Raw genomic sequence first — 7,910 nt, forward strand, 5'->3', positions numbered from 1 at the left:
CTAGGGAGCGCACCGCGCCCCCGGAAGCCCTGCGGCAGGGACCACGCTGTTGCCTGCCGCGCACCAATCTTTTTTCAGGCGGCCTGTCACAAACCCGGGGGCTCGCGTGTTCTACAGGGCATGGACGCCTCAACTTCCCTTGCTTCCCCTGCCGCGGCCGACACGCTGGCGGCCAGTTTCGCGGCCAGCTATGCCGGCGTGGTCGCCTTCATCGCCGTCGTCGACGAAGGCAGCTTCGCGAAGGCCGGCGAGCGGCTCGGCATCGGCCGCTCGGCGGTGAGCCGCAGCGTGCAGAAGCTGGAAGCCCAGCTCGATGCGCGGCTGTTCCACCGCACCACGCGCAGCACCGCGCTGACGCGCGAGGGCGAGCTGTTCCATGCGAACTGCCGCGTCGGCGTCGAGCACATCGTGCAGGCGCTCGACGACATGCGCGAGCTGCGCCAGGGGCCGCCGCGCGGGCCGCTGCGCATCGCGGCGACGCCCGGCTTCGGCCGCAAGGTGGTGGCGCCGCTGCTGCGCGGCTTCCAGGCGCGCTACCCGGAGATCGAGCTCGAGCTGCGGCTCGACGACCGACCGGCCGATTTCACGACCGACGGCATCGACGTGGCCTTCCGCGACGGCCGCATGGACGACAGCCAGGTGATCGCCAGGCAGCTGGTGCCGATGCAGGTGCTGGTGGTGGCATCGCCCGCCTACGTGCGCCGGCACGGCCTGCCGCGCAGCGTCGACGAGCTGGCCGCGCACCGCTGCATCAACCTGCGGCTCGCCTCCGGGCGGGTGCGCGACTGGGAGTTCAAGGTCGACGGCCAGCCACGCAAGCTGGTGCCGCCGTCACGTCACACCTTCAACGATGTCGAGCTGGCGCTGCAGGCGGCGCTCGACGGCCTGGGCCTGGCGCAGGTGGCCGCCTACCAGGCCTGCGAGCTGCTGCGCCGCGGCGAGTTGCTGGCCTGCCTGGGCGGCCAGGCGCCGGACGACAGTGGCCACTACCTGTGCTGGCTGAGCCGGCGCCAGCTGCCGGCGCGCATCCGGGTGTTCATCGACCACATGACCACCGAGACGCGCGCGCTCGACCTCGCGTGCCCGCTGCCCGGGACGGTGTCGATCAGCTGAGCCTGGCCTTGTCGAGGCCGAACGCGGTGTCCGACGAACCCGGCACGGTGCGGAACGCGACGTTGATGCGGTTCCACGCATTGATGTTCATCACCGCGTAGGTCAGGTCGGTCAGTTCCTTCTCGGACAGCTGGCCACGCACGCGCTCGTACAGGTCGTCGGGCACGCCCTGCGGCGCCAGCGTGGTCAGCGCCTCGGTCCAGGCCAGTGCGGCGCGTTCACGCGGTTCGAACAGCGTCGATTCGCGCCAGATCGCGAGGTGGTGCAGGCGCAGCGGGCGCTCGCCGTGGATCGTCGCCTGCTTGACGTGCATGTCGAGGCAGAAGCCGCAGCCGTTGATCTGCGAGGCGCGGATCGAGACCAGGTCGTGGATCTTCTCCTCGATCGTGCTGTCCTTCACCAGCCCGCCGAACTCGACGAACTTCTTGAAGAGTTCCGGCGCCTGGTGGACGTAGTTGATGCGTTGGGTCATCACATGCTCCTTGATCCCCAGTGCGGCTGGGGTACCCGGTTTCTGCGGAGTGCGGAATGGGCAGATCGTAGGAACGGGGACCCCGCCGCGGAAGGCCTGCGGCAGGGACCACGGTGTTGACCGCGTGGCACCAATCAGGGCGAGGGCGGCTGCGTCAGCGCCCGCACCTGCGCGGCCACGTCGGTGAGCTGGATCTTCAGCGCATCGAGCTCGCCATCGACCGCTTCCGAGAAGGTCTCGAGCAGCGCGCCGAAGGCCTGCACGTCCGGGTTGTTGCCCCAGCCGTTGGCCTGGGCCAGGCCCTGGAATTTCTTTGCGATGCGCTCCGCCGTGATGCCGGACTTGGTGTGGGTGGCGTTCATGGGTGGTTTCCCTGGGTGAGTGGTTCGGATCGCCATCGTGCCACCCCTGGCGAACCGCTGCGGCGCGTTGCAAGGTGGTGCTTTCTGAAACCGCTTGCAAAACCGCTAGGATCCGGCGATGGGCACCGTCAGAGTGCCCGGCAGCCGCGCCGATCGCCACACACATCACGTTGGAGGACACCATGAGAAGACTGCGACCTTTGCTTGCGCTGCTGCTGGGCCTGATCGGCCTGCTCAGCGCGCCGTTCGCGTTCGCGCAGAACTGGCAGCTCGTCTGGCAGGACGAATTCCACGGCAGCATCAGCCCCGACTGGGTCTTCGAGACCGGCACCGGCTCGGGCGGCTGGGGCAACAACGAACAGCAGTACTACCGGCGCGAGAACGCGACGGTCGAGAACGACGCGCTGGTCATCACCGCGAAGCGCGAGGATTTCGGCGGCATGCGCTACACCTCGGCGCGCATGAAGACGCAGGGCAAGAAGAGCTTCAAGTTCGGCCGCATCGAGGCGCGCATCGCGCTGCCGGGCAAGCAGGGCACCTGGCCGGCGTTCTGGATGCTGGGCAGCAACATCTCGAGCGTCGGCTGGCCCGCGTCGGGCGAGATCGACATCATGGAGCAGATCAACACCGGCGCCGACGTCTACGGCACCGTGCACTGGCAGGCCGCCAACGGCAGCTACGCGTCGTACGGCGGGCACGTGGCCACCAGCATCAACAGCTACCACGTGTACGCGGTCGAGTGGGACACGAACACCATCAAGTGGTTCGTCGACGGCGCGCAGTACCACGTGATCGACATCAGCAACAACGCCGGCGGCACCGATGAATTCCAGCGCGATTTCTTCCTGCTGCTGAACATGGCGGTGGGCGGCAACTGGCCCGGCTTCAACATCGACGAAGGGGCGCTGCCGGCGCGCATGCTGGTCGACTACGTGCGGGTCTACCAGCCCGGCACCGCGGCCACGACGCAGGCGGCCTGGACCAGCCAGAACATCGACGGCAACGTGATCCGCCACCAGGCGAGCCGCGGCCGCATCGACCCGGCCGGCAGCGTCTCGCCGATCGCCGACGGCAACTGGACGATGGTGCCGGGCCTGGCCGGCGGCGGCGTCTCGTTCCAGTCGGTGAACTACCCGAACAGCTACCTGCGTCACCGCAACGGCGAGGTCTGGCTCGACGCGAACGACAACTCGACGCTGTTCCGCCAGGACGCCACCTTCAACCAGCGTGCGGGCCTGGCCAATGCCGGCGCGACCTCGTTCGAATCGTGGAACTTCCCCGGCCGCTACCTGCGCCACCGCAGCTCGCTGCTGTACGTCGAGAGCATCGCGAGCGATGGAGACCGCAACGACGCGACCTTCGCGCGCACGCCGCTGCTGCAGGGCTCGTCGATCACGCTGGAGGCCGAGAACTACGCGGTGATGCAGGGCATGACGGCCGAAGCCTGCACCGAAGGCGGCCAGAACCTCGGCTACATCGATGCCAACGACTGGGTGGTGTGGGACGTGAACGTGCCCAGCGCCGGCACGTGGACGGTGCAGTACCGCGTCGCGAGCCAGAGCGGCGGCGGCGTGCTGCAGCTCGAGCGCGCCGGCGGCACGCAGGTGTACGGCAGCCTCGGCGTGCCGTCGACCGGCGGCTGGCAGAACTGGACCACGGTCTCGCACCAGGTGCAGCTGAGCGCCGGGCAGCAGCAGATCGCGGTGAAGGCGCTGCAGGGGGGGTGGAACCTGAACTGGATCAGGCTGAGCCGCTGATCCGCTGACCCGTTGAGAATCGGCCGGCGATCTCATCGCCGGCTGTCGCGAGACTGGCCCCCCTCGCGCGATGCACGTCGCGCAAAAGGGGCTGCGAAACTTGCATGGGCGCAGTGCCCTGCAGGCCTTGTAACGCGGGCGCACTTCTCTTCTAATTCGCTGGCCGCGCCGATGCAGTTCCTCCAGAGGATTCGCCGCGAGCACAGGTAGTCGGTCGAACACCGCAGGTGTTCACCGATGTCGAGGCGAGACGAGGAGCGTTCGGTGAAGCGCAGGAAGATGGCAGCGCTGATGCTGCTGATGGCGCACGCGTGCCTGTGGTGGGTCGGATCGGTTGCAGCACAGCCCATCACGCAGTACCAGGCGAGGTACGGGGCCACCGGCGCGTGGACGTCGTCGGTGCCGACCGCGGTCGGTGACCTGATCCGGATCCTGGAGTCTGTCAGCGGCTCGTATTGCGCGTCGGTGCGCAATGCGCCGGACGACTACACGATCCGCGAGTGCACCTACCTCGACCATGAGACCGACGGCGTGCACTTCCGCATGCGCCAGGTCATCGATTCCCGCTACCGCGACGAGATTCATCACTCCGACAACATCCTGGGCGGCACCTACGAAACCCGCGGCCCCTGGGTGATGACGCGCATCAAGGGCCCGCCGCGCAGCTGCCCGGCGCAGCTCCAGCCCGGGCACCCGATCCACCCGATCAGCGGCGGCAAGAGCCTGCGCGAGGACCTCGGCGTGGGCCGCATCGGCGGCCAGCCGCTGGTGGCGCTGTACGACACGATGAACCTGCCGCCGCAGAGCGCGCCGGAGGCGGCATCTGCTGCGGCGCTGGCCGCCAATGCGAGCGTCTCGTTCGGCGGATTCTGGCGCGGCAACCTGCACAAGCGCCTGATCTTCCAGACCGATGCCGCCCACGCGTTGCGCAGCGTGGTGGCCACGCGCGACGACGGCAGCTGGCAGGGCTTCAAGCGCGACGACGCGGGGACCTGGCAGCCCGATGCCGACGTGCCCGACCGCCTGCAGCAGACCAGCGGCGGCTGGCGCTACACCGACATGGCCGCGCAATCCGAGGAGCTCTACGACACCGAGGGTCGCCTGCTCAGCGTGGTCTACACGAACGGCCACCGGCTGAGCTACAGCTACAGCACCGCAACCGACGGCACGCCCGAGCCGGGCCTGCTGACCGGGCTGCAGGACCAGACCGGCCGCCGCGTCAGCTTCAGCTACGAGTGGCCCGCGGGTGCACCCCGGGCGCGCATCCGCCAGATCACGAGCGATGCCGGCAGCAGCTTCATCGCCTATGACACCCATGGCAACCTGAGCCTGATCACCGACCCGGCGGGCAAGACGCGGCAGTACCTCTACGAACGCGGCGACCTGCCGTGGGCGGTGACGGGCATCGTCGACGAGCGCGGCGCGCGACTGGCCACCTACGGCTACGACCAGCGCGGCCTGGCCGTGGAGACGCAGTGGGCCGGCGGTGCCGACCACTACACGGCCGCCTACGCGACGCCGCCGAGCTGGGAGGTGACCGACACCTACGATGCGGCCACCAACATCCTGTGGCGCGACCACCGCTGGGTGGCGCCGAGCGGGCTGACGCTGACCGACCCGAACGGCGCGGTGAGCGACATCAGCACCACCGTCATCAACGACAAGGTGTACCTGACCGGGCGCAGCCAGCCGGCGGGTGCGGGATGCTCGGCCAGCACCAGCAGCCAGGCGTTCGATGTGAACGGCATCCTGAGCCGCCGGGACGATTTCAACGGCACGAGAAGCTGTTTCGCGAACGACCTGCAGCGCAAGCTGCCGCTGACCACGGTGGAAGGGCTGGCGCAGACCGATGACTGCGGCAGTGCCATCCAAGCGAGCAGCCTGCCGGGCAACAGCCGCATGACCAGCACCGAGTGGCACCCGGACTGGCCGCTGCCGGTGCGACAGGCGGGGCCGAAGCTGCTCACGACCTGGGTCTACCACGGGCAGAGCGATCCGTTCAACGCCAACCAGATCGCCAGTTGCGCGGCGGCCGCTGCCTTGCCCGACGGCAAGCCGCTGCCGCTGTTGTGCAAGCGGGTGGCGCAGGCGACGCTGGACAACAGCGGGACCAAGCGCTTTGCGCTGGCCGGCAAAGCAGCGGTGCCGGCGGACCCGAACGGCGTGGATCCGAGCTACGCGAACGTGAGCCTGCTGCTGCACCTGGATGGCGGCAACGCGGCGGGGCTGGTCGACAGCTCGGTCAATGGCTACCCGGTCAGCGCCTTCGGTAATGCGGCCGTCAACACCGGGGCCGCACGCTATGGCAGTGGCGGCCTGGCGCTGGATGGCAACCAGGGCAGCTACGTGACCGCCCCGAGCGCGGCGCTGGACCTGGGCGCGAATGACTTCACCGTGGAAGCCTGGGTGCGGCTGAACGCCTACGGCAACTTCGCGACGCTGCTGAGCAACTACGGCAACGGTGGGGCGCGGGGCTTCGACATCCTGACCGGCCCCAACGGCTCGGTGGCCACGCGCTGGTCGCAGGACGGGTCGAGCGATGCCGGCAGCCTCTGGCATGCGAACCAGATCCCGCTGAACACCTGGGCCCACATTGCGGTGGTGCGCCAGGGCACGGCGCTGCGGATCTTCCTGAACGGCGTGCCGAGCGCGCCGGTGGCGATCAACGGGGCGATCTACCCATCGAGCACGCCGGTGAACATCGGGCGCACGCCGGACACGGGCCAGGGCGTGTGGTACCTGAACGGCGCGGTCGACGAAGTGCGCATCACCCAGGGCGTGGCGCGCTACACGGCGGCCTTCACGCCGCCGGCGGCCGGCCTGCCGGGCAAGCCGGTGACGCCGGCGGTGCCGTCGCTGTTCAACACCGCGGTGGCGAACGAGGTCCAGAGCTGGACCTATGACGCAGAGGGGAGAGTGTTGACCAGCAAGGGCTCGCGCACGGATGTCAACGACGCGTCGAGCCTGGACTACTACCCCGACACGAACGCCGATCACACGAAGGGCGACCTGCGCAGCATCACCAACGCGAGGGGCCAGGTGACCACCTTCGATCGCTACAACAAGTACGGACAGGTCTTGCAGAGCACCGACCCGCAGGGGATCGTGACGGTGAACACCTATGACCTGCGGCAGCGCTTGCTGACGAACACGGTCGGTGGCGAGACGACGACGTATGCGTACGACGCAGCGGGTCAGTTGAAGAAGGTGATCTTCGACAACGGCACCTGGGTGGGCTTCGACTACGACGACGCGCATCGGCGGGTGGCGGCCTACGACAACAAGGCCAACCGCATCGACTACGTGCTCGACAACGCCGGCAACCAGACCGACCAGCACGTGAAGGATCCGGCAGGTGCGCTCAAGCGTGGCCTGGCACGGGTGATGGACGTATTGGGCCGTGCGCAGCAGAGCAACGGCAGGGAGTGAGAACATGAAGAAGACGATGAAGCACAACCTGATCGCCGCGGGTGCTGCGGCCTTGCTGACCCATGCAGCGACGGCCCAAGTTCCTCCTCCACCGGTGTCACCGACGCCAGTGGCGACGTACGAATACGACGCTGAGGGCAATCCCACCAAGGTGACGAAGGACCCGAGCAGCCTGAACCTGCAGAACAAGGCGAGCTACGACGCGCAGTACCGCGTGAAGGAGCTGACCGATCCGAAGAGCGGCAGGACCGCAATCGAGTACGACGGCGGAGGACGCCCGACCAAGGTGACCGACCCACGCAACCTGGTCACGCAGTACCCGCGCAATGGTTTCGGCGATGCGACGCAGCTGATCAGCCCGGACACCGGCATCACGAACATCACCTACGACTCGGCACGGAACCTCAAGACGCTCACCGACAGTCGTGGTGTGACGCAGGCCTACACCTATGACGAGCTGAATCGGCCCACCAGCCTCGTCTATACCCAGAGCGGACAAGCGAGCCAGACCGTCACGTGGAGTTGGGACCTCACCGGCCCGGACTACACCTACAGCATCGGCCGGCTCAGCCGAGTGGATCACCCGAGCGGTTTCGCCCGATTCAGGTACGACCCACGGGGCCGGATCACCGAAGCCGTGCAGTCGGTGAACGCCAAAGCCGGTGCGAACACGGCGCCGATTCAGACGACGGTGAAGTACGCCTACTCGCACGGCGACCTGATGACCATCACCTACCCGTCGGGCCGCGTGCTGGTGATCACGCGCGACACCGGCGA

Annotated in this window: 5 protein-coding genes and 1 pseudogene; 4 read left to right on the top strand and 2 right to left on the bottom strand. The window is 68.2% G+C overall.

The features are described 5' to 3' along the window. Positions 1-120: 120 nt before the first annotated feature. Positions 121-1,113 carry a LysR family transcriptional regulator gene (locus AC1DXV_RS09325; protein ID WP_477933314.1) on the top strand — a complete coding sequence of 331 codons (993 nt, stop codon included), beginning with the start codon at positions 121-123 and terminating at the stop codon, positions 1,111-1,113. Here AC1DXV_RS09325 and AC1DXV_RS09330 read toward each other — a convergent pair. Together AC1DXV_RS09330 and AC1DXV_RS09335 are read right to left on the bottom strand one after the other, a co-directional pair. Beyond that, positions 1,106-1,585: a carboxymuconolactone decarboxylase family protein gene (locus AC1DXV_RS09330; protein ID WP_477870142.1), complete on the bottom strand. Its 480-nt coding sequence runs from the start codon at positions 1,583-1,585 to the stop codon at positions 1,106-1,108. The genes AC1DXV_RS09325 and AC1DXV_RS09330 overlap by 8 nt on opposite strands. 134 nt (positions 1,586-1,719) lie before the next feature. Further along, complete coding sequence (locus tag AC1DXV_RS09335; protein WP_477870140.1) at positions 1,720-1,947, bottom strand: hypothetical protein; 228 nt, start codon at positions 1,945-1,947, stop codon at positions 1,720-1,722. Positions 1,948-2,129: 182 nt separating this feature from the next. Between AC1DXV_RS09335 and AC1DXV_RS09340 the strand changes: the two genes are divergently transcribed. The 3 genes and pseudogenes from AC1DXV_RS09340 to AC1DXV_RS09350 form a co-directional block, all read left to right on the top strand. Beyond that, complete coding sequence (locus AC1DXV_RS09340; RefSeq protein ID WP_477870138.1) at positions 2,130-3,704, top strand: AbfB domain-containing protein; 1,575 nt, start codon at positions 2,130-2,132, stop codon at positions 3,702-3,704. Between the two features lie 264 nt (positions 3,705-3,968). After that, positions 3,969-7,133 carry a LamG-like jellyroll fold domain-containing protein gene (locus AC1DXV_RS09345; protein ID WP_477933316.1) on the top strand — a complete coding sequence of 1,055 codons (3,165 nt, stop codon included), beginning with the start codon at positions 3,969-3,971 and terminating at the stop codon, positions 7,131-7,133. A gap of 4 nt (positions 7,134-7,137) precedes the next feature. Next, positions 7,138-7,910, top strand: a pseudogene (locus tag AC1DXV_RS09350) (hypothetical protein); the annotation flags it as partial.

It is taken from the genome of Rhizobacter sp. P3_C12 (assembly GCF_056402735.1).

Bases quoted from the DNA above. Each gene is read 5' to 3' on its own strand.
- AC1DXV_RS09325 (WP_477933314.1), top strand. From the start codon at position 121: ATGGACGCCTCAACTTCCCTTGCTTCCCCTGCCGCGGCCGACACGCTG.
- AC1DXV_RS09330 (WP_477870142.1), bottom strand. From the start codon at position 1,585: ATGACCCAACGCATCAACTACGTCCACCAGGCGCCGGAACTCTTCAAG.
- AC1DXV_RS09335 (WP_477870140.1), bottom strand. From the start codon at position 1,947: ATGAACGCCACCCACACCAAGTCCGGCATCACGGCGGAGCGCATCGCA.
- AC1DXV_RS09340 (WP_477870138.1), top strand. From the start codon at position 2,130: ATGAGAAGACTGCGACCTTTGCTTGCGCTGCTGCTGGGCCTGATCGGC.